The sequence below is a fragment of the Phyllobacterium sp. 22229 genome, assembly GCF_052056495.1.
GTDB classification, from domain to species: Bacteria; Pseudomonadota; Alphaproteobacteria; order Rhizobiales; family Rhizobiaceae; genus Phyllobacterium; species Phyllobacterium myrsinacearum.
In genome coordinates, this window is sequence record NZ_JBQEPA010000008.1 from 114,919 (window position 1) to 135,331 (window position 20,413).

Genomic DNA, 20,413 nt, shown 5'->3' on the forward strand with positions numbered 1-20,413 from the left:
TGCAGCGGGGACGATACGTCGTGAGAGCGAGGAGGGGCACCCGCGCTCCGCGCCCGTCCCGGACGACGTTCCTGCCGGGGTCGGCGGCACGCGCAACGGCTTCGCCGTCCTCCACGTTCGTTGCGGCCCTTCGGGTGCGCGCACCCCCTGATTGCCCCGGCTGCCGGACCGCCGTGACGGGTCGCGATAGGCGCGACCTCTTGAATGGAGGTTCAGGAAATGAGCAGGAAAGAAAACGCATCGCGGACGGATCTCTACGCGCGGATAACGGAAAAGATCATCGCCGATCTCGTAAAAGGCGTCCGCCCCTGGGTAAGGCCGTGGAGCACGGGGCATCTCGCCGGCAGGGTCAGCCGTCCGCTGCGCCACAATGGCTTGCCATACCAAGGCATCAACACACTGCTCCTTTGGTCCGAGACCGTCACCTGCGGTTTTGTCTCGCCCTTCTGGATGACCTTCAAGCAGGCACTCGAACTTGGCGGCCATGTCCGCAAGGGCGAGACTGGAACAACCGTCGTCTACGCCGGCAGCTTCAGCAAGACCGAGACCGATGCCAACGGCGAGGAGGTCGAGCGCGGCATCCCTTTCCTCAAGGCCTACACCGTCTTTTGCGCGGATCAGATCGAGGAACTGCCGCCGCATTACTATGCGGTGGCAGAACCTCCGGCCAAGCCCGTCGAGCGGATCGAGCACGCCGACCGCTTCTTCGACAACACCGGCGCCGTCGTCCGTTACGGCGGTGACAAGGCATTCTATTCGCCGGTTACCGACCATGTGCAGCTACCTCATCCCGAAAGTTTCAAGGACATGGCGTCCTTTGTCGCAATCCGGGCGCATGAAACTCTTCACTGGACGGCAGCTCCCCATCGCCTCAACCGGGACCTCAGTCGATACCACAAGGACCGGGCGGATCGCGCGAGGGAAGAGCTCTTGGTGGAGGTTGGGAGCTGCCTCCTTTGCGCCGACCTCGGTATCGTCCCGGAACTGGAGCCAAGGCCGGATCATGCCTCTTATATCCAAAGCTGGCTCACCGTTTTGGGTTCGGACAAGCGGGCAATCTTCACCGCTGCAGCGCATGCCCAGCGTGCTGTCGCCTATCTCCATGATCTCCAGCCCGATGCTGCAATCGAGCGGAGGGCAGCCTGATGGCCAACGCACGCTACCCCAGGCTCCTGATCCTTGCCTGCTCGGCAACCAAACGCTGCGATCCCGGCTATATGCCGGCGATCGAGCGGCGGTACAATGGGCCTCTGTGGCAGACGCTTCGCACCGTCGATCCGGACGGCTCGAAGGCGAAGGTCGCATTCCTGTCAGTGCACTACGGCTTCCGCGACGCCTCAGATACCATCGAGCCGTACGACAGGCGAATGACCAAAGAGATCGCCGCCGCCTTGAAGGCCGGCGGTCTCGGTACACGCTGGCCGCGTCCGAAAACGCAGCGCCGCGTGATGCCGTCCGGCGATCATCCCGGCATGCACATCAATTCGCTCAGCGAGGGGAGGCGGAAACCCTTTTTCGACGTCGCCCTCGTCGGCGGCAGCCTCTACCTCAACGTCATGCGGCATTTCCTCGAGCTGTTCCGTGACGCCGGTCACATTACCGCGAATGCCCAGGTTACGGAGATCAACGGGCCGATCGGCCGAATGCGCCGCGTTCTGCGCCTCTGGCTTGATGAGCAGAGCGGGGAGGCGCGCTGATGTTTCAGGCACCTGATCTTTACGAGAAGGGCACTCAGCCTGCCCCGATCCGCCTTCGCGCGCTCTCGCTTGGCGCCGGCGTGCAATCCACGACACTCGCCCTCCTGGCGGCACATGGCGAGATCGGCCCCATCCCCGACTGCGCGATATTTGCCGATACCGGGTGGGAGCCCAAGGCTGTCTACGAGCATCTGGAATGGCTGATGTCACCGAACGTCCTGCCCTTCCCCGTCCACATCGTCTCGGCAGGAAACATCCGCGACCAGCTCCTCGCGGCGGGGCAAGGCAATCGATGGGCCTCAATACCGGCATTTGCCAAGTCGGTCACGCCTGCCGGCTCGGAGGTTCCCATATTTGACGAGGATGAAGACGGCGAATTGGTTCAGGTCGCCACTCGGCGAACCACCACGGGAACCGTTTCCATCGGCATGATCCGCCGTCAGTGCACGACCGACTTCAAAATCGTGCCGATCCGGCGCAAGGTCCGTGAGCTGGCCGGTCTCACACGCAAAAGGTCGCCTTCTTTTCCCGTTGTCGAGCAATGGCTCGGGATTTCGACCGACGAAATCATTCGTGCGAAGCCAAGCTTTGAAGCGTGGCAAATCAAGCGCTTCCCGCTGATCGAAAAGCGGATGAGCCGACAGGATTGTCTCGCCTGGCTGCGGCGGCACGACTATCCCGATCCGCCAAAGAGCGCGTGCATAGGCTGTCCTTTCCATGACAATGCGCGCTGGAGATTCATGCGCGATTACGACCAAGATGCGTGGGACGATGCCGTGGCCGTCGACCGTGTTCTGCGAACTGGCCTCAGAGGCATTCGTGGTGAGGTCTATCTGCATCGATCTTGCGTGCCGCTCGACGAAGCCGACCTTGCGACCGCGGCCGACCGCGGTCAGCTCGATCTCTGGCCGAACGAATGCGAGGGGATGTGCGGTGTATAAATCGGTGGAGACTGGAAATCGTCGTCCAAATGCACGACGTCAGGGCTGACACAGGAGGCAGCTATCGAAGCATACAACCAGCGCACAGCTGTCAACGTTAACGAACATATCGGTCAGGCGATGCACCACGGACCGAGTTCCCCGAGAATGGCCACCCTATCGTCACTCCGGGCCGGGAGTGGCGATGTGGCTAATGTCGGAACGCCGAGACATATAAGGGCGAAGGGCTAAGAGACAGCGATGTCATATTGCTTCATCGTCTGCTCGACAATTCCCAGCAATCTCTCTCGTCCCATTCCGTCCTCAGCCTGAATAGAAAGGCCCTGGAGCACCGTCGTGAGGAAATCCGCAAGCGAAGAAATATCCGTTGCTTGGCTTATTTCTCCCGCCTCCTGACCGCGTCTCAAGCGATCGAATACCGATGCAAGACGCTGAGTTCGCTGTTCCGATAGCCATTTCAGCAGTTCGTCATTGCCGGCTCCCATGCGGAGTCCCGATGAAACAATCATGCAGCCCCTTGGTTGCTCCTGATTGGTGAACAGCATCACCGCATCGGTAAGCATGCGCGCGATGGCATCGCGCGCATGCGGTTCTTCCGTCAGCGCCCGTGCGGCGAACCCACCTTCGTTAGTGTTGTAATCAACAATTGCTTTCCTGAACATGTCGATCTTGGAGCCAAAAGTAGAATAAAGGCTCGCAGATGCTACATCGGTAGCTCCAATAAGATCAAGCATTGTGGTCGCGTCAAAGCCCTTCTCCCAAAATACATTACGTATCTTGTGAATGGCGGCATCTGTATCAAATTCGCGAGGGCGTCCGGCCATCGATTACATTCTTCCTCAGTTGTCATGAAAGAGACACTTGACTCTTTTGCCTCTCTCAGTCAATTCTAGATTGCACAATCTACAATAGGAATTTCAAGGTCGTCAATTTTGGGAGGGGTATTTTCCATGCCATCGCCACAGAAATCACTGATCCTCGGTTGTGCCTCCACGGGTGCCAAGTTCACGCCCCGAAATCACCTCCTCAGTGGAGACCCTGTTATCGACGCGGTCTGCACGGGCGAAGCAATCAAAACAAACCCGCAAGACCTGATCGATGAAGCGACAATGCTCTACAAAAGAGGCTGCCGATACTACCACCTTCATGCACGCAATCCAAAAACCAACGAGCAAACCACTGAGAACGCCGTCTACAGCGCCGTGAGCCGGGGTGTTCAAAAGCGTTGCCCCTCGATGATGATCAGCTTTGGCGCAAGCCGCAACGGCACGGAGGTGCAGCGCGCGGTTCACCAGAAAGGCGAGTGGGAACGCGTAAGCCAGTGCTCGCTGTCATTGGCGGAAGGTGGCGCGCACTTTGTCACCATCCAGGCCGCCGTCGAACTCCAGATTATCTGTGACCTCGAGCGCCGTGGCTACGATCTTACCGTGCGAACGATTGATACTGAAGCATTCCTCCTGATCATCCATCAGCACAGGCCATCGAGAGTGGCCGTAGACGCAAGCCTCGCTACCCATTCCACGTCGAAGGGCAGCAGCTACGGAACGACATCTGCACTTGTGCAATTCGAAAATTACCGAAAAGCAGTTCTGACACGGGAGAACCTCGGCCTTTACCACGAGGTTGAGTGGGTCCAGCTCGAGCGCAGCTACGCAATGACCCGCTATGCCATCGAGCATCCGGCACTCGGCTTGGCGCGATCAGGCCAACTCAACATCATTCTTCTGTTTGGCTTTTCTCCACGTCTTCCGTTTCCCCAGACCTATGAGGAGTTCAAGCGCGTCATTCGGTTGGCAAAATCCCTGGAGTATGATCTCGGCAATCCTACCAGGAAGGCTCGTCGCGTCAGTATCACTGTCGGGGCAGCTGTCTTGCCGCGCCAGGCAATCGAACACTTCAAATATTCGGACGTCGGTCGCTACGTAGCCGACCGGAAATGCCCGCTCCGCCGCCTGGCAATCTACGCCGCCCAACCCGACAGCGGCGTCGACGTTCTCCGCTACGGCATGGAAGACACACCCTACACGTTGGACAGCGGGGGAGGGGTGCAGTTCTGCGACAATCAACTCCTGCACGACATTGTCGAGCAGGAGTTGATCGCCCAGAACGTTTCCATTGTCACCGAGCAGCGTGACGTCCTAGACCGCATCGGTCCTGCGCCGGCCCGGGCATTCCATCAACCGGATGATACCGGTGCGGCGACTGGCTATAGGCCAGACCCTCGGCATGCGCACATCATCCTGTCCTCCCGCCAGGCCATGGAGGCGACAGGCGATGTCTAGAAAACACGTTATTCGCAACATCGGTCTTTTGCTGTCAGGCGATATCGGCAATCCCATCCTCGATGCCGATACGCTCGTTGTCGAGGATGGCATTATTTCCCAGATAGGCGCGCAGTCAGATTGCGACTGTGAACAGGCCGATCTCGTCATTGACGCATGTGGTCTGGCAGTGGCGCCAGGGCTGATTGATGGCCATGTCCATCCGACATTCGGTGAATATGCACCGCGCGCCGGTCACTCGCACTGGATTTCCCACTGCTTGCAGGGCGGCGTCACAACGATGGTTTCGGCTGGCGAGGTTCACGTCCCCGGCCGTCCCGTGGATCCAGTTGGAACAATGGCCTTGGCGATCGCTGCCCAACGGTCGTTTTCTCTCGCCCGACCTGGCGGCGCCAAGGTCATCGCCGGCGCACCTTTGCTCACAGAGGGGCTTACTCGGGATAATTTTGCCGAGATGGCAAATGCCGGCATTCGGCTGCTGGGTGAGGTCGGCATCGGCACCGTCAGCGACGTCAAAATCGCCAAGCAGATGGTCGCGTGGGCAAGGGAAAACGGAATCCAGAGCCTGACCCACACGGGTGGTCCGTCGATTCCTGGCTCTCGCCTCATGCAGTGCGAGGAAATCCTCGAGATCGACCCGGACATCATCGGCCACATCAATGGCGGGCACACGGCTCTGCCCAGGCCACAGATTTGTCGTCTGTGCGAGGAAAGCGACCGTGCCCTCGAACTCGTGCACAACGGCAACGAAGCCGCAGCCCTTCATGTCCTGAGAATCGTGCGTGAACATGGTTCACTAGCCCGCGTGGTCCTCGGCACTGACTCTCCATCAGGGTCGGGGGTCCTCTCGCTCGGGATGCCTCGTCTCGTCTGCTTTATCAGCAGCATCGGCGAAGTTCCGCCGGAGCAGGCCATTTGCCTCGCTACCGGAAACACCGCGCGTGTTCGCAACCTCAACACTGGCCTCGTCGAGGTCGGCCGCGAGGCTGACCTGCTCCTTCTCTCCAAGCCGCTCGGAGGCGACGGGACACATGTCCTCGACAGCATTCGGCTCGGTGACCTCCCAAGCATCGCGATGGTGCTCGTCGACGGTGAAATACTCGTTCACCCGTCGCCAAACACACCGCCTGCGGAAAGACTTCCGAAGATTCAGTTTTCTAACAATCACCAAAGGATCTGAACCATGTGTGGACTTACTGGTTGGCTTTGCTATCGACAGGATCTCGAGCATCATCGTGACGTTCTTGAGCGCATGACTGCGACCATGGCCTTACGCGGGCCGGATGAAACTGGTCTCTGGATTGACGGGCCGATCGCCCTGGGTCATCGCAGGCTCTCCGTCATCGATCTGACGAACGGGCAACAGCCATTCATTGCGAGAGATCGGAGTGGCAGCCCCCTTGCCGTGATCACTTATGTCGGAGAAGTCTATAATTTCCGAGAACTGCGCAGCGAACTGGAAGCGCGCGGCCATAAGTTCAGAACATGCTCAGATACCGAAGTCGTCCTGCTGTCGTATCTCGAATGGGGCGAGCATTTTGTTGAGAAACTCAACGGCATGTTCGCATTTGCGCTGTGGGACGTGCGCACCCGCGAGCTTTATCTTGTTCGCGATCAGATGGGTGTGAAGCCGCTCTATTACTATGAGACGCGCGATGGCGTCGTGTTCGGATCAGAGCCAAAAGCCCTTCTTGCCAATCCGCTTGTATCAGCCCGCGTTACCGCGGAGGGCCTCTCCGAGATTCTGGAGTTTGTGAAGAATCCGGGCCGCACCGCTTATGACGGAATGAAGGAGGTTGTTCCCGGTCAAATAATCCGGGTCGGCGCCCAGGGTCTTGTCTCCAGATATTACTGGAAGCTCGAGGCGACGGAACATGAACACACTCGCGACGAGACCATTTTGCACGTCCGCGGGCTCCTCGAAGACATCATGGAGCGTCAACTGGTCACCGACGTGCCGCTGAGTTGTCTTCTGTCTGGAGGGCTGGATTCATCCACACTGGCGGCGCTTGCCTCAAAGCGTCTTCTCTCGCAAGGTCAGGACAACATCAGAACCTTCTCCGTCGACTTTGTCGACCATGGGGCTGCGTTTGTGAACGACGGCTTCCGGGTTGCGCCGGACACGCCATTCGTAGAGATTCTTTCCCGGCATATCGGCTCGCAGCACCAGCAGATCCTCATCGACAGCCAGACAATGGCGACAGCAGATATTCGTGCGAAGATCGTTTCCGCGCTCGACCTACCCCCAGTATTATGGGGTGACCTGTGGCCATCGCTGTACCGCCTTTTTGAAGAGGTCCGAAAGCACTCAACCGTTGCGATCTCCGGAGAAGCGGCCGACGAGGTCTTTGGAGGATATCGTTGGTTTCACGATCCTGAAGCTCTGCGGGCCAATACGTTCCCGTGGCTGAGCGCGGCCACACAAAAGGTGTTTGGCGGAAATCACCTGCTCGATAAGCAGCTGATCGAAACGCTGAACCTGCCACAGTTCGTCCAGGACAGTTATGCGCAGGCCTTGCGGGATGTTCCGCATCGGCAAGGCGAAAGCGTCGACGAGCGGCGTATCCGGGAAATCAGCCATCTGAATCTGACGCGGTTCGTACGAGCGCTTCTTGATCGAAAAGATCGGATGAGCATGGCGCATGGTCTCGAACTTCGTGTGCCGTTCTGCGACCACAGGCTAGTTCAGTACGCATTCAACATTCCATGGGAGATGAAGTCTTTCGACGGACGCGAGAAGAGCATTTTGCGTGCCGCGGCCGCCGACCTGCTGCCCCTGGAAATCATCGAGCGCAAGAAGAACCCTTATCCCTCCACCCAGGATCCTTCCTATGAGCGGGGGCTGAGGTCGGCCTTGTCCGAGATCGTCAGCGACCACGATGCACCTATCAGACCGCTGTTGGATCTCCAGCAGGTCAATGAAACCCTGAGCACCGACATTGGAGAAAGCTCGAACATGCAAAAACGAATGGGTGTCGAACTGGTGATCGGTCTCAATGCCTGGATGAAGGACTATAAGGTCGATCTCGCCTTGTAACCTCTGTCCCTTAACGAAAGGGGCGGCCGCGCGAATTCGCGCTGATCCGCCCCTTCTTCATTTTTACTCGAATCCTCTAGTGGCAGCGGACGCATTTACATGCCTATGACACTCTCATCCAACATCGCCCTGCTATCGATTTGCCTGGCAGCGCTGATGTTTGGTCTGGAAATTTCCAGCGTACCGGTCATCCTCCCAATTCTTGAAGCCGAATTGGGTGCGACCATCGGTGATATGCAATGGATCATGAGCGCCTATACGATCGGCTGCGCAATCGTCCTGATAATCTCAGGCTCGCTCGCCGATCGATACGGTCGAAAGCTTGTCTTCAGTGCTGCGATCGGACTTTTTGGGCTGACGTCACTGGCATGTGGCCTGTCCACCGGGGTGACGGCGCTTATCGTGTCGCGTTTTCTGCAGGGTGTCGCGGGCGGCGCCATGCTGACATGCCTGGTAACGATACTCAACGTTCAGTTTCCCGATGGTCCGGCCCGCGCGCGTGCGTTCAGTACCTGGGGTGTCGTCTTTGGTGCGGGACTGGGCTTCGGCCCTGTGGTTGGAGCAGTCACCCTCGAGTACCTGGATTGGCAATGGATATTTCTGGTCCACGCAGTACTGTCGGTCCCGACACTTGCCCTCGTCTTCGCCAGCGTTGACGAGTCGAGCGATCCAGTCGCTAAACGCCTTGATCTCTGGGGCATGATCGCCCTTGCAGCGACCATCTTCAGCGCCACCTATCTCGTTCAACAGGTGCAGGTGATCGGCCTGAACAGCATGGCCGGGATCGGTCTCGCAGTCATGACGATCTCCGGCATTATAGCCTTCGGCGCGATCGAGAAGAGCGTTACCACCCCGATGGTGGACTTTTCCGTGTTCCGCGCGCGGAAATTCTCCGGAGCGATCTGCGGCGCCATGGGGATGAATATGAGCTTTTGGCCATTCATCATCTATTACCCGCTCTATCTCGAGGTCGGGCTTTGCTTCAGTTCCCTCAGCATGGGGATGATGCTCATGGCCTGTACCGTACCGACGATCCTCGCTCCGCCGCTCGGGGAGAAAATGGTCGTCCGGTTTGGCGTGGAAGCTGTAATCCCTGCAGGCCTCTTCATCATCGGGCTGGGCTTCCTGCTGTTCAAGCTCGGAAGTCTCGTAGAACAACCGACCTGGCTGACCCTGCTGCCAGGAAGCATCATCGCCGGTGTCGGCATAGGGATCACCAACACGCCCGTGAGCAACGCGTCGACCGGTTCCGTCCCACCAGGTCAGGCCGGAATGGCGTCCGGGATCGATATGAGCGCTCGTCTCGTCACGCTAGCGATCGTCATCGCCGCAATGGGCGCGCTGCTGGTGGCCGGCATCGCCAACGCACTCGGGCAAGGCGCAGCTCATGTTCAGCAAGCATCGGAGGCCCTCGCCGCCGGGAATATTGCGCAGGTTGTGAACCTCCTGCCGGATTTGACGATATCTGCGGCTCGCGCCGCATTCGTCTCGGGCTTCTCCTGGGTCACTGTCTTTGCAACGGTATGTGCCTGGGCATTTGCCGTCCTGAGCTGCTTCCTCTTCCGGACGTTTTCAACAGTGAAGGCCTGATGTCCTGATGCGCCCAGAGACGATGCGAGGCTTCCGTCATTCAGACGACGGGCGATATCGACTTGCCATAGCGGTCCAGGAGCGCAGCAATAGCCTTTGGCATCGAGCTCAGCGGCGTTGTCTGATGCACCACCATTGCCAGGTCCGAACGCTCAAACAACGCAATGCAGATTTCGTTGGGATCATGTCTCGACTGATAGGCCAGCCCGTCGGGTTGGTTGGGGTGATCCCAAAGCGCATCAGTCCATTGGCCGCAGGGCTCGTAGGGCCCGGTCGAAATCGCATTGTCCGTGCCAACTGTCTGCAATCCTGTTCCGTGCATTCGCACGATGCGCAGATCCCGTTGCACGCTCAATTCAGATGCCGATCGGCTCAGGATATCCGATGCCGCGACCATCAGGCGTTGAGGGTTGCGCAGGATCGTTTCCGCCAATGCCCCCGCTCGGCTCAAGCCGAGATAGAGAACGCCAAACCGGCTGCTTGCGCTGTCGAAACGGTTGATTGGTGGATTGCCATCCCCCGGTCCAAAGAACACCGGAGGCAATATCGAACGATGAACACGATGCAGAATCGTTCCCGCCGGAAGCACATCGACCGGCAGAGGCTTTGTCGCGAGCCAGGCGGGCGGCAGCGGGGCGGTCCCGGAGGGCCCGCGCTGCCCTGCACGTTTAGCCGCCATCAGGCAAAGCCATCCGTCTCATTCGCGCGCACCAGCCGCAAGACCAGTTCGTGCTTGCCACTGCGCAACATATCGAGGGGTGATTTTCCACCAAGCGCCGTGTCTGGAGCGAGCAGGAAGTCGAGCGCGGCCCACGGGCCGGCCGCCGCGAAGCCGCGCACGATATCGGGAATACCGACAACCACTTCTCCTTCGCTGAACTGGCAAGCGGGGTAACGCCAGTCGCTTCCTTCCCGCACGGCCAAGACGCTGTTTGCCCGTCGCCTCTTGTCGACGGCCTGCCTCGTGATTCCTAAAATCCTGCCAGCCTCGTCCGCCGACAGAACGCCACCGGCAAGCTCGAGGAGGCGTTGGCGATGTTCGACATTGCGCGCAAGCGCCGGGACCAGCGGATCAAGCTCCGTCACAGCCGCTCCAATAACATCGGAACTGCTGAGAAGCTGTGCCACCGAACCAGCATCCGTCGGCGCGGAGAGGGCGTCAGACAATGTCTTCGCCGATACATTCGCAGAAATGCGCTCCAAGGCCGACATGGCCCGCCGCAGGAACGCCGCCTGAAGCGAATTCGGATCCGCATGAATGCTGAACGTCAGATCGGGTGCTTCATGTACTCGAGCCATAGCAACCTCCTTGGTTGTCATGGTCATAATATGGTATCGCAAAAGACAAAGTCAACCGCCATCATGCGGCCCGCCCGACTCCTCACGTCGCCGATGCAGATCGCGGTGTGACCTGACCACCAATCGTTCGACGTCCATCGCGGGACCCGCATCGAAAACTGGGGGTCTCGGCCGGGCGTCAACATCTCGGCGCTGTGCGCAGCCTGCGGCACCCATCATCCTCCCGCAGGGCGTCCGTGCCGCACTCGCCCTTTTTGTGCGGCGGCTTGACTGAGGTTTACGAGCAGACTTGGTTCAAGGCGGGTGCTGGATCGCACTGGACGCGAGCGCTTGGACGACGGCGACGAGGGCAATCGCGGTCTCATTCCGGTTTCGGCAAAAGCCACGCCCACCTGCGTCCCCGATGTGACTGGTCTGACCGAGGACCAGGGGCACTGCGCTGCCCCTTCGATCTTTTCCCCGCAACGGCCTCCGCGGCTTTCTTCCCCTGGCGAAACCACCCCACGCGACAGGTCGCGCAGGGACCCCGGGTTTTGCCGCCATTCCTCGCGAGGCAAGAAAGCCGCTCCCGGCCGCCTTCCACTTCGTTTCAGCCCTTGGGGTGCGGGCCGATCGCCCCCGGTCCATCGACCGTCATCGAGGTCGCGATGGGCGCGGCCCGACAAACAAGGGAATGAGACACATGGCTACCATCGGCACCTTTACCTCAACCGCCAACGGCTTCTCCGGTTCGATCAAAACCCTCAACCTCAACGTCAAGGCCCGCTTCGAGCGCATCGAGAACCCCTCCGACAAGGGCCCGCACTTCCGCATCTACTCCGGCCCGGTCGAGCTCGGCGCCGCCTGGCAGAAGACCTCCAACGAAGGCCGCGACTACCTCTCGGTCAAGCTGGACGACCCGAGCTTCCCCGCTCCAATCTACGCCACCCTGGTCGAAGTGGAAGGCGAGGAAGGCCTGCAGCTGATCTGGTCCCGGCCGAACCGGGACTGATCGCCACCAGCCACGAGGGCCTCGCCGAAAGGTGGGGCTCCTTATCGCAGCAAATGCAGCATTTACAGCATTGCTGGATTTTCGTCGGTATGGATGCTATATTCCAGGTCAAACTGACAACGAAGAGACCAATATGCCAAGTCACCGTAGTTCCTATTCGACAAGTGATCTCTCCCGGAAGTCCGGCGACATCATCGCCGAGGCGCTACGCCATCCCGTCACAATCACGCAGCGCAACAAGCCGCGCCTCGTGCTTCTCAATATCGAAGACTACCAGCGCCTCATGAAACAGACCGATGCCCGATCGGTTGGCACACTGGAGACCATGCCCGACGAACTCTTCGCTGAATTCGAGGCTTCAGTCGACAGCTATGCAAAGAGCGACGAGGGCACTTCGTGAGCGGTTATGATGACATCCTGACTGCGACGATCGTCCGCTATCGTTAGCTTTGGGCACACCAGGCGGCGAAGGGAGAAACCGAAGGACGACAGGGCCGGCCCGTCGCTGTCGGCGTGAGGCTTCCCCGGCCAAGCGGAGATATGGTGGTGTTTTTCCCGATCACCACAAAGCAGCCTGAGAGGGGGCGCTTTGCCGCGGAAGTTCCGACCATCGAAAAGCGACGTGCCGGACTCGATGCGGACTTGCGCCTTTGGATTATCCTCGACGAATACAACACCGACATCATGGGCCGCTCCTTCTACCTTGAGCCGGAACCGCCCATCGGCCGTTTCAGCAGGGCTTTCTTTCTTCCTCTCCTTCGCGAATTCATCGCCCGCAGAAAAGCAGCGGCCGAGGTTAACAGAGCCAGGTAGCGCCTCTTGCAGGCGCGCCGAGCCTGTGGCGCCGGTGGGGCTCCTTCGTTTTCAGTCGGAATGCTGACGCGGCATGGCGAACGATGTCAGGCGATTCACGTTGTCGAAGCCCTGCTATCTTCCTCGTTCTGGCATAGGCCAAGTGTCTGTTTGACGGTGGTCCTGCCTGCCGCGGTTCTCACCGGATGCGAGGGTTGGACCTTTGCTCGGGCGATTGCAGATCGTCCGCCCCAAGCACCATTTCCTGATGCTGATACCGAGGGGATACGCCAATCGTCTTTCCGATGGTTTCGGGAAAGAGCCACGTCCACCTGCGTCCCCGATGTGACTGGTCTGACCGAATGCCAGGGGCGATGCCCCTTCGATCTTGTCCCCGCAACGGCCTCCGCTGCTTTCTTCCCCTGACGGCTGTGCCGCCATTCCTCGCGAACCAAGAAAGCCTCTCCCGGCCGCCTTCCACTTCGTTTCAGCCCTAAGGACCACCCCATTGCGCAAGCGCAACGGGGACCTCCGGTGGGTGCGGGTCGATCGCCTCCGGTCCACCGACCGTCATCGAGGTCGCGATGGGCGCGGCCCGAACAAACTCACGGAGACGAAAAATGGCTACCATCGGCACTTTCAGCAGCACCGCAAACGGCTTCACCGGTTCGATCAAGACCCTCAACCTCAACGTCAAGGCCCGCTTCGAACGCATCGAGAACCCCTCCGACAAGGGCCCGCACTTCCGCATCTACTCCGGCCCGGTCGAGCTCGGCGCCGCCTGGCAGAAGGTCTCCAACGAGGGCCGCGACTATCTCTCGGTCAAGCTGGACGACCCGAGCTTCCCCGCTCCGATCTACGCCACCCTGGTCGAGGTGGAAGGCGAGGAAGGCCTGCAGCTGATCTGGTCCCGCCCCAACCGGGACTGATCGCCACTCAGGGCCCCGCCGCAAGGCGGGGTTCCTCACGTGCACGCGGGAAGCCGGGAGCAGGCATCGAGCCTGCTCCCGGCTTTCTGGTGCCAACCGGAGCCCGGGGGATAACTGCTCAGTTCGTCCAAGTCTGCCATGCCGGCCCGAAGGCCTCAAGGACGAGCGGTTCCCCCAAAATGCTGACGCATTTCGGCTCCCCCACTCGCCGGCTCCGCCGGTCGCTGACGCGATCCCTGACCCCTCCGGTCCACCATGACCGCGGTCGCCATCTTTCACAAACGTCAAGGAGACGACCAAATGTCCATCGATCAGCACATCGAAGAGCTTCGGGCCGAACTGAGGAATGCCGTCTACAAGGACGAGCGTCAGTGGATCAAAGCGGAGCTTGCCAAGGCGCTGGCAGAACGCGACGCACTGTGGGCCGAAGAGGCCGTCTCGTGGGCGGAGCAAAAGGGCGACATCAGCAGCGTGCCTCCCTTCTAGGGAGGCTTTCGTCAGCGCCGTTCCACCTGCGAGCGGCGCTGATCGATCTGCTGCACATGGCCACATTCCGCGGCCATGCATGCCCTAGCCGTTCAGCACATCCTTGATCGCCTTGGCGGGCGTAAAGGCCAGCTTCTTCGAAGCTGCAATCTTCATAGCCGCGCCAGTTGCCGGATTGCGACCCTCGCGCTCCGGCGTGTCTTTAATCTTGAACTTGCCAAATCCAGGGATGCTGGTTTCAGCGCCACCCTTGGCGGCATCGGCAATCTGCTGGAACACGCTTTCGACGATCGTCTTGGCCTGCGCCTTGGTCAGGCTCTGTTCCGATGCGATCTTGTCTGCAATTTCGTTCGTTGTCGTCATAATGAATTACTACCTTCTTGTTGAAACCCCCAATTACGTATGACAATGAAACAGGTATTCATGAAGGGGGTTGATGGGCGTCAGGTCCTCAAATCGGCCGCAAACCACAGGAATTGCGGCTTTCCAGAGCAAGGTCTCTCCAAACAATGCTGTATTGACACCGCTCAGCCGGTGTAGCCCCGCCCGCGCTTGACCCGCTCGAGCCGCGCCATCGCCATGACTGCATCTTCCGCCTTGTCGAAGGTCTCCATCATCGACTGGCCATTCGTGCCGATCCGACCCCAGTTGCGGATGACGGACGCGCCGCCGAACAATGTTGGCTGGATGGCGAGCGAATAGTACCGGCGCATATTCTGCGTCGGATCGATACGGCGCATATGGACTGGATCACCATCACTCGACATGACAGGAATCTCTCCCGCATGGCCTGCGACGTCCAACGACTTTCTTGAATCGTAATCGCCGGTTCGATTCACGCCGTTGATGGATTCGGTCCTGTTGTTATCTTCCGAATGCTTGCTGTATTCAGAGCACTCTGTGAGGGCAGGGCGGTCCGCCAGGCGGCGTACGGCTCTATTCGCTGACGCTCACCGAACCCCTGACAGGTTTCGGCCATTCGGTGACGATCCTCCCGCTAGCAGCAGCAACGTCCGTCGATATTCTCTCGTTTTGCTGCTGCTGCCACAACAGGTCCGCCGACACTCGGCAAGCGATCAAGCCGCTGCGCGCTGTCGGTCGCCGTTCGATACCGCTCCGGGCCGCACTGGTCCGGATGGCGGGTAGCAGCGTGGAGCGGGAGGCATCCTTGGGCATCTGGTCCCCTGCGCGGCAAGGAGGCCGACAATGTCGCCTATGGTTCACGTCGCAGGCGCAACCCAATGGGCGATCTCGATTGGGCTCTTCTAACCCAAGTCGACCTTTCCCCCGCAACGTCCGAAGCCGGTCTTTTTCCGCCGCCGCGCCACCCCGAACGGGACCCCGGCCCGGCTTTGCATCGCGAAACAAAAAAAACCAGCCTCGGCCGCCTTCCACTTCGTTCCAGCCCCAAGGTGCGGGTCGATCGCCTTCGGTTTCCAGACGCCATCGAGGTCGCCCATCGGGGTGCCAGGCAGAGCAACAGACCGTGACAACCGCCAGACCGGCACATGCCCTTCGCAAGGAGATCATCATGACAAAATCGCGCCTGCCCAATCGCTCTCCGCAACCCGACGACATCGTCCTATGGCCCGACGACAGCTGGGCAACGCTCAGAGACGTCCGGAACGGCCATTACGACTGGAAATCCGACGATTACGAGATCATCGACCATACCCACACGGCAAGGCTCAAGGCACTCGACGTTTATGACGAGGACATGTGACAGGCACTGCCCGGCTGGACTCCGTCCAGCCGGGCAGACACGATACTACCTGCGGCCCTGTATGCTTCCGTACCGACAGGCCGGCTGTAGCCCGCAAGCGGACACGGCGCCGATGGCGCCGTGGTTTTCCTCTCTCTGGCTGCCCATTGTCGCACCGCCTCTCCGGCGTCAAGGACATCGCGGTCCCCCCAAATTTCAGCTTCGGCCCTTCTGGCCGAACCAGAAATTCGGCTCCCCCGCTCGCCGCCTCCGGCGGTCGCTACGCGATCCCTGACCCCTCGATGCGCCGGCGCGGCCTCCTCGCCGTCAAAGACGCGAAGGAGATACTTATGTCCGACACCTCGTATTACATTCAACAATACGCAACGCTGGCAGGTTTCAGGCTGCTGGTTCTCGCCAACCGCCTTGGCTGCACGGATGAATTCTCGTATGCGCTGCATGACGAGCTGATTGCCGGCCTCGAAGGCGTGATCTCGATGGCGCGCAGCATCCTGAGCATGACGCGAGAACTGGCTTCGGATGCCGATCCCGAGGGATTGATCTCGGATCATCTCCGGTATGAACAGGAGCGCTTCGCTGAGCGAGCGATCATCCTGCTGGATGAACTCGAAATCGACCACGACACCCACGAATATCGTGTGAATGGTGGCGAGTGGCATTATGCCCTCTCGGCCGATTGTGACGGCGTCGATATCAGCTATCCGAAGACCGTCCGGTTGACCGATGCCGAGTTGGGCTCTCTGGCGCCGATCATCCGCGACATCAGATCCGAAACGGGCGTCGCCATTAACGCCCGGCGTGTTGTCTATGATTGAGACGGCGGCGGGAGACGTTCGATCTGTCTCCTTCATTTTCGCCCGGGGAAGGCGGCAGCAGTCGTCTTCCTGTTTTGTCGCCGTAACTATGCGTAGGTCCTATTGCCGGCTGGTCGCTGGATGCGGCTGCGTCCCCCTCACGGGGACACGGGACTAATGTAACTCTGACGGCATCGCACTATGATCCGCTCCATCATTTCCAGATACAGGCGGGGTAAGTGAACGAAGGCACGTAATCCCATGAGGGATATGTATAGATATCCCGCCTTGACACAGAGGAGTATATATCTATATTCAGTGGGCAAATGAAAGAGCACATATATATGCTCTGAGGCCCTTAGCAGGGATAGGAATTTATGAGCGTCAAGGATACCGTTCGGCGGCAATATGTGAGGCTGGCAGATAAAACAGTCGGTCAGGCCGTGGATTTCCAGCGCCCCAACGAAGGCTGGGTGGCCGTCGTTCGGAAGGCGCTAGCGATGTCGGGCGCGCAACTTGCGCGCAGAATGGGCGTGAGCAAGTCCGCCGTTTATCAGGTCGAGCGTCTTGAGCCCGAGGGGGGCGTTACCTTGCGGCAGATGGAAAAACTCGCCGAGGCGCTTGGCTGCCGTTTTATCTACGCCATCGTGCCCGATGGTCCGATAGAAGACATGGTCGCCAGACAGGCCCGCTACAAGGCCGAGGCGACAATCCGCCGGGCCAGCGCTCACATGGCGCTGGAGCAGCAGACGCTGCCGGCAGCGCAGATCACCGCCGAAATAGAGCGACAGGCGGCCGAACTGGTCCGCACCATGCCACCCGACTTTTGGGACGCTCCATGATCTTCGATGAACCGGAAGGCGCGACACCGCTCGATCCCGACGAAATTGCCGGGCTCAAATTCGCGCATGTGACCACCCGCGGCGAGCTGGACGAGCTCGAACAGGCCAATATAGTGCAAGGCTTGCGCTGGCTTTCGCGTCGCCGTGGTGGCGACATCCTTACAGACGAATTCGTCTGCAGGCTGCATCACCGCCTGTTTGGTGATGTCTGGGAATGGGCCGGCAAGTATCGCTTGACAGAAAAAAACATTGGCATCGATCCGTTTCAGGTGGCGACGCAGCTGCGCATGCATCTGGACAATGCTCGCTACTGGGCCGAGCATGACGTGTTCCCGCCACTGGAAGCCGCCGCCAGGTTCCATCATCGGTTAGTGCAGATTCATCCGTTTCCGAACGGCAACGGCCGTCACGCCCGCATCGCTACCGATGTGTTTCTGGAAGACTATTACGACCACAAGCCGATAGCATGGGCGAGCGGATATGACCTGCAGGCAGACAATGCGCGGCGCACCGCCTACATTGCCGCTTTACGTGCAGCGGACGGACAGAAGTTCGAGGCGCTGCTGGCTTTTGTCGGAGCCGATCAATGATCGTGCCCTACGCTCATCCCGGCCTTTTCCGTTTCGATGCGTACACCTTGGGCAAGAAAATGACGCTGACGAAAAGCAAGATGGGGATGGCAAGTTCAATGCGCGATGATGAACCAGTCGCAGATCATGAAACGCCTGTAGAGCCGCCGCACAATCCGGCCTACCGGTTTGCGGCTGGCCTGGTGGCTTTTCCCTTCAACATCCTGGAGGCTATCGGACGAGCCGGCTTCTACGGCACATGGCATCTGCTCTTTTTTGTGGCCTGCGCATTCCGCGCCTTCACCAGTTTTCTGGTTCTGGCTGGTATCGTCATGTTGCCGGTATCGCTCGGCGTCTTCATTGACCCAAGCACAGCCCCGATGCCGTGGTGGGTCTTTCTGTTGTCGGCGCTCGCAATGTTCGCCTTCGCGGTAGGCTACAATGTCTTCCTCGACTGGTTCACTCCGCCCGGCGAGGAAGATCCATTCGACCGATACCGGCCGTCGCTCAAACGGAAGTCTTGACGAACCGGTTCGGGCTCGCGGCCGCATTCATGTCTTTTCTCCGGAAGTAGATCGCCCGTCCGCAGCGGATCGGATCGTGCCCCTGCACGATGATGATTTGCTCATCCTTGCGCATCTGCTGCGTGATCTCATGCGGCATGATCAGCGGGCGGCGCTGCAGATTCAAACTCTCCGATTTCCGCGTTCCGCTGTTTGAATTGCTCCAGCCGACATTGCGGGATCTGCCCTGTACCTCGACCGTCATTTCTCCACATTGCGCCGATACGTTCCTCGCCGTATCGAGGGCCTTGATCGCGGAATAGGAGGCGAAAGCACAACCGTCGATCCACGAAGTCGCGCCGTCTTTCCCGAAATGCCGTTCGAGCTGGCCGACCGATTGGTACATGAGCATCAGCGTGATGCCGTATTTTCTTCCCCGGTCGCGGGCTTCCTCGAGAACGCGCATATAGCCGAGCAGGTCGACCTCATCGAGCACGAACAAGGCACGGCGCTCGAATGCGCCATCGGCCTGGGTCATGGCATTGATCAGTGAACCGATAATGACCCGGCCAATGCCCGGATAGGAGCGCAGGATCGCCGCCGGGATGTTCAGGAACACGTCCTTCTTGCCGCTGACGATTTCGCTCGACAGGAATGTTTCTCCGCAGACCAGAGCCGCGTAATTGTCGAGCGACAACCACTGCGTATCCTTTGACGCGGTCGAATAGACGCCGGAGAAAGTCTGCTCGGTCATGTTGGTGAAAACGCCGAGCGTCTCGCGAATGAAGGCCGACTCCGAAGTCTCCTGGATCTCGCGCAACATAGCCAGAACAGAGGGCTCCGGCTCGGACACGATCAGGCGCAAGCTGCGCAGATTGCGACGCCCCTCATACTCCGGAGAGAGCACGACATGGGCGAGCAGACCGGTCAGGAGATTGTGCGCCTGGTTCTGGAAGTAACTGCCGGTCGAGGATTCGAAACGCGCACTTTCAGAAAGCAGCATATGCGCAACCGCGACGATATCCTCCTCCTTGTGTTTTGAGGTTTCGATCCAGTCGAGCACGTTGAAACCCGAGACTGGGTTCGTCGGATCGAGCACCATGCATTCCCGACCGAGCTTGTCCGCTCGATGCTCGACAACCATCGGCGCGACTTCCGTCGAGGGATCAAGGCAGACAAGAGGGCCTGTGTAACGCAGCGCCGTCGGCACGACGTTGCTCGTCGTCTTGAAGCCGCCGGAGCCGGCGAAAAACAGCATATGCGTGGAATCGAAATCCTGCTTGTAGGTCAGCAGCGGCGCGCTGCCGCCACTACCCCACGTCTCGCGGTTACCCGGATCGAATGGCACGTCGCGGATCATTTCCTTGTCGACACGATAACGCTCGCCTATGACGATTTCGCCATCAGGCGGAAACAGCTTTCCCGCCGAAGACATGGAGAGCCAATCAGCATCGCCGAAGGTCGCGCGCTTGGCCCGTTTGACAGGATCTGTAACTACGACCGATATGCGGGCCGACACCGCGACAATGAAAAAACCAATCACGGCGGCAATGACGGCAACGTAATCAAGATAGGAAAGAGCGCCATCCCATGTCACCGCGCCGCTGTCGACCGAAGGCGACAGGCGCCCATATTCGCGCAGTGCGTAAAAGCCGGCGATGCCCATGAAACAAAGAAGGCTCATCATCGCCACCGGGCGACGGCGATGAAGCGGCAGAGCGAACACCGTAATCAGCCCTGCAATGGGACCGAAGAGCAAATTGGGAATCGGCGCGGATCGCAGGAACCAATATGCATATTCCGGAGAAATCCCGGCTGCCATTGTCTGCCATCTCTGTGATGTGATCATCACCGTGATCGCGCTTACGGCGATCGGTACGACAGCCCACAAGACCGCCGGGCTCAATCTGTTCTTCCCCGCCATGTCCGGGATCTCCT

The 20,413-nt window shown here is 59.5% G+C and carries 22 protein-coding genes and 1 pseudogene; 17 read left to right on the plus strand and 6 right to left on the minus strand.

What is annotated here, in order from left to right:
• The first annotated feature begins 219 nt into the window (after window positions 1–219).
• From ACTJJ7_RS11745 to ACTJJ7_RS11755, 3 genes are read left to right on the plus strand one after another with little or no spacing between them, the layout of a single operon-like run.
• Window positions 220–1,146 carry an ArdC family protein gene (locus tag ACTJJ7_RS11745; RefSeq protein ID WP_440967172.1) on the plus strand — a complete coding sequence of 309 codons (927 nt, stop codon included), beginning with the start codon at window positions 220–222 and terminating at the stop codon, window positions 1,144–1,146.
• The gene (locus ACTJJ7_RS11750; protein ID WP_353574513.1) at window positions 1,146–1,697 is read left to right on the plus strand and encodes a hypothetical protein; all 552 of its coding nucleotides are present in this window, start codon (window positions 1,146–1,148) and stop codon (window positions 1,695–1,697) included. The genes ACTJJ7_RS11745 and ACTJJ7_RS11750 overlap by 1 nt, the downstream gene beginning before the upstream one ends.
• Window positions 1,697–2,638: a hypothetical protein gene (locus ACTJJ7_RS11755; protein WP_353574512.1), complete on the plus strand. Its 942-nt coding sequence runs from the start codon at window positions 1,697–1,699 to the stop codon at window positions 2,636–2,638. The genes ACTJJ7_RS11750 and ACTJJ7_RS11755 overlap by 1 nt, the downstream gene beginning before the upstream one ends.
• A gap of 227 nt (window positions 2,639–2,865) precedes the next feature.
• Here ACTJJ7_RS11755 and ACTJJ7_RS11760 read toward each other — a convergent pair whose 3' ends face one another.
• Window positions 2,866–3,462, minus strand: a complete 597-nt coding sequence (locus ACTJJ7_RS11760; RefSeq protein WP_353574511.1) for a TetR/AcrR family transcriptional regulator — start codon at window positions 3,460–3,462, stop codon at window positions 2,866–2,868.
• Between the two features lie 126 nt (window positions 3,463–3,588).
• Here ACTJJ7_RS11760 and ACTJJ7_RS11765 point away from each other — a divergent pair, with 126 nt between their 5' ends.
• From ACTJJ7_RS11765 to ACTJJ7_RS11780, 4 genes are all read left to right on the plus strand, one after another.
• Window positions 3,589–4,920 carry a 3-keto-5-aminohexanoate cleavage protein gene (locus ACTJJ7_RS11765; RefSeq protein WP_353574510.1) on the plus strand — a complete coding sequence of 444 codons (1,332 nt, stop codon included), beginning with the start codon at window positions 3,589–3,591 and terminating at the stop codon, window positions 4,918–4,920.
• Window positions 4,913–6,100 (plus strand): amidohydrolase family protein, encoded by a 1,188-nt coding sequence (locus tag ACTJJ7_RS11770; protein WP_353574509.1) that lies wholly within the window; start codon window positions 4,913–4,915, stop codon window positions 6,098–6,100. Before ACTJJ7_RS11765 ends, ACTJJ7_RS11770 begins: the two co-directional genes overlap by 8 nt.
• A gap of 3 nt (window positions 6,101–6,103) precedes the next feature.
• Window positions 6,104–7,957 carry an asparagine synthase (glutamine-hydrolyzing) gene (gene asnB, locus ACTJJ7_RS11775; protein ID WP_353574508.1) on the plus strand — a complete coding sequence of 618 codons (1,854 nt, stop codon included), beginning with the start codon at window positions 6,104–6,106 and terminating at the stop codon, window positions 7,955–7,957.
• Between the two features lie 105 nt (window positions 7,958–8,062).
• Window positions 8,063–9,547 (plus strand): MFS transporter, encoded by a 1,485-nt coding sequence (locus tag ACTJJ7_RS11780; protein ID WP_440967175.1) that lies wholly within the window; start codon window positions 8,063–8,065, stop codon window positions 9,545–9,547.
• Window positions 9,548–9,587: 40 nt separating this feature from the next.
• On the opposite strand, the gene ACTJJ7_RS11785 is transcribed toward ACTJJ7_RS11780, so the two are convergent.
• Window positions 9,588–10,226 carry an RES family NAD+ phosphorylase gene (locus ACTJJ7_RS11785; protein WP_353574506.1) on the minus strand — a complete coding sequence of 213 codons (639 nt, stop codon included), beginning with the start codon at window positions 10,224–10,226 and terminating at the stop codon, window positions 9,588–9,590.
• Window positions 10,226–10,846, minus strand: a complete 621-nt coding sequence (locus ACTJJ7_RS11790) for a DNA-binding protein (protein ID WP_353574561.1) — start codon at window positions 10,844–10,846, stop codon at window positions 10,226–10,228. Before ACTJJ7_RS11790 ends, ACTJJ7_RS11785 begins: the two co-directional genes overlap by 1 nt.
• Window positions 10,847–11,528: 682 nt before the next feature.
• Here ACTJJ7_RS11790 and ACTJJ7_RS11795 point away from each other — a divergent pair.
• From ACTJJ7_RS11795 to ACTJJ7_RS11815, 5 genes and pseudogenes are all read left to right on the plus strand, one after another.
• On the plus strand, window positions 11,529–11,837 hold the full coding sequence (locus ACTJJ7_RS11795; protein ID WP_353574505.1) for a DUF736 domain-containing protein: 309 nt from the start codon (window positions 11,529–11,531) through the stop codon (window positions 11,835–11,837).
• Between the two features lie 133 nt (window positions 11,838–11,970).
• A complete protein-coding gene (locus ACTJJ7_RS11800) occupies window positions 11,971–12,237 on the plus strand; it encodes a type II toxin-antitoxin system prevent-host-death family antitoxin (RefSeq protein ID WP_353574504.1) in 267 nt (88 codons plus the stop codon).
• Window positions 12,234–12,650 (plus strand): annotated as a pseudogene (locus ACTJJ7_RS11805) (hypothetical protein). Before ACTJJ7_RS11800 ends, ACTJJ7_RS11805 begins: the two are co-directional and overlap by 4 nt.
• Window positions 12,651–13,249: 599 nt before the next feature.
• Entirely contained in the window at window positions 13,250–13,558 is a 309-nt protein-coding gene (locus ACTJJ7_RS11810) for a DUF736 domain-containing protein (RefSeq protein ID WP_353574503.1), read from the plus strand.
• Window positions 13,559–13,858: 300 nt separating this feature from the next.
• Window positions 13,859–14,044, plus strand: a complete 186-nt coding sequence (locus tag ACTJJ7_RS11815) for a hypothetical protein (protein ID WP_353608086.1) — start codon at window positions 13,859–13,861, stop codon at window positions 14,042–14,044.
• A gap of 84 nt (window positions 14,045–14,128) precedes the next feature.
• Here the strand turns inward: ACTJJ7_RS11815 and ACTJJ7_RS11820 are convergent, their stop codons facing one another.
• On the minus strand, window positions 14,129–14,407 hold the full coding sequence (locus tag ACTJJ7_RS11820) for an HU family DNA-binding protein (RefSeq protein ID WP_353574500.1): 279 nt from the start codon (window positions 14,405–14,407) through the stop codon (window positions 14,129–14,131).
• Between the two features lie 164 nt (window positions 14,408–14,571).
• A complete protein-coding gene (locus ACTJJ7_RS11825) occupies window positions 14,572–14,811 on the minus strand; it encodes a WGR domain-containing protein (RefSeq protein ID WP_353574499.1) in 240 nt (79 codons plus the stop codon).
• 764 nt (window positions 14,812–15,575) lie between these two features.
• On the opposite strand from ACTJJ7_RS11825, the gene ACTJJ7_RS11830 reads away from it, so the two are divergent.
• The 5 genes from ACTJJ7_RS11830 (at window position 15,576) to ACTJJ7_RS11850 (ending at window position 18,496) form a co-directional block, all read left to right on the plus strand.
• On the plus strand, window positions 15,576–15,767 hold the full coding sequence (locus tag ACTJJ7_RS11830) for a hypothetical protein (RefSeq protein WP_353574498.1): 192 nt from the start codon (window positions 15,576–15,578) through the stop codon (window positions 15,765–15,767).
• Window positions 15,768–15,913: 146 nt separating this feature from the next.
• On the plus strand, window positions 15,914–16,582 hold the full coding sequence (locus ACTJJ7_RS11835) for a hypothetical protein (RefSeq protein ID WP_353608085.1): 669 nt from the start codon (window positions 15,914–15,916) through the stop codon (window positions 16,580–16,582).
• A 356-nt stretch (window positions 16,583–16,938) separates the two neighbouring features.
• Window positions 16,939–17,403, plus strand: coding sequence for a mobile mystery protein A (locus ACTJJ7_RS11840; protein ID WP_353574496.1), 465 nt, complete (start codon window positions 16,939–16,941; stop codon window positions 17,401–17,403).
• Window positions 17,400–17,993 (plus strand): mobile mystery protein B, encoded by a 594-nt coding sequence (locus tag ACTJJ7_RS11845; protein ID WP_353574495.1) that lies wholly within the window; start codon window positions 17,400–17,402, stop codon window positions 17,991–17,993. The genes ACTJJ7_RS11840 and ACTJJ7_RS11845 overlap by 4 nt, the downstream gene beginning before the upstream one ends.
• Complete coding sequence (locus ACTJJ7_RS11850) at window positions 17,990–18,496, plus strand: hypothetical protein (RefSeq protein WP_353574494.1); 507 nt, start codon at window positions 17,990–17,992, stop codon at window positions 18,494–18,496. Before ACTJJ7_RS11845 ends, ACTJJ7_RS11850 begins: the two co-directional genes overlap by 4 nt.
• Here the strand turns inward: ACTJJ7_RS11850 and traG are convergent.
• Window positions 18,480–20,399 (minus strand): Ti-type conjugative transfer system protein TraG, encoded by a 1,920-nt coding sequence (gene traG / locus ACTJJ7_RS11855; RefSeq protein WP_353574493.1) that lies wholly within the window; start codon window positions 20,397–20,399, stop codon window positions 18,480–18,482. The two genes, ACTJJ7_RS11850 and traG, sit on opposite strands and share 17 nt — an antisense overlap.
• Window positions 20,400–20,413: the final 14 nt, after the last annotated feature.